Here is a 758-nt window from a genome sequence, read left to right as displayed (position 1 = left end):
GGTGTAGCCGACCACCGTGGGACGTCCGGTGGTGCCGCTGGAGGCGTGTATGCGGCGGATGCGCTCGCGGGGCACGGCGAACATCCCGTACGGGTAGTTCTCGCGCAGGTCCGCCTTGGCGGTGAACGGGAAGCGGGCCAGGTCGGCGAGGTCACGGCAGTCGTCCGGACGCACACCGGCCTTGTCGAAGGAGGTCCGGTAGAACGGCACGTTCTCGTACGCGTGCCGCAGCGAGGCCCGCAGCCGCTGAAGCTGCAGCGCTCGCAACTCCGCCACGTCGAGCCGTTCGCCCGAGTCCAGCAGCTCCGTCGCCTCCGCCATCGGGACTCTCCCTCGCCTACCACGGCAGTACGGCAGACCGATCATTCGGTCGCACTGGGGATCAGTAATCCAGGCCGGCCGGCCGCGGGCAAGACCCGGCGGNNNNCCGGCGCCCGGGATCGCCGCCATGCCCGGCTTCTCCCGGCGTGACGAGGCAGAGCCGTGCCACCCGCCTGCGGAGGCCGGCCGCGTAGGCGCGGCGAGGCTGCCGCCCGCCGAGTGCCCGAGCACGTCCATCCGCTACCGGCCCAGTGCGCGTGCAGCGCCTCCACGTCGGCCACCTGCCGGTCGTAGCGATAGGGGGCCGGGTCGGTGAGCACCGCGGAGTCGCCGGTGCCCCGCAGATCGAGCAGGACCAGGCGCCGGTGGGGGCGGGCCCGCCGAGGTCCGCCGGGTACGCCGAGGTCCGCATCGCCCGCCGGGCCGCCGAAGCGTTC

At 73.9% G+C, this 758-nt stretch carries 1 protein-coding gene and 1 pseudogene; one reads left to right on the top strand and one right to left on the bottom strand.

Translation table 11 applies throughout. The features are described from left to right. A pseudogene (locus BZY54_RS54435) lies at positions 1-321 on the bottom strand (phenylacetate--CoA ligase); the annotation flags it as partial. Between the two features lie 257 nt (positions 322-578). On the opposite strand from BZY54_RS54435, the gene BZY54_RS55210 reads away from it, so the two are divergent. Next, positions 579-758: hypothetical protein (locus BZY54_RS55210; RefSeq protein WP_208640999.1), on the top strand; the 180-nt coding region annotated here is incomplete at its 3' end.

It is taken from the genome of Streptomyces carpinensis (genome assembly GCF_002154505.1).
Classification (GTDB): Bacteria; Actinomycetota; Actinomycetes; order Streptomycetales; family Streptomycetaceae; genus Streptomyces; species Streptomyces carpinensis.
Note: the sequence above shows the minus strand (reverse complement) of the source record. Positions and strands in the feature narration are given on the sequence as shown.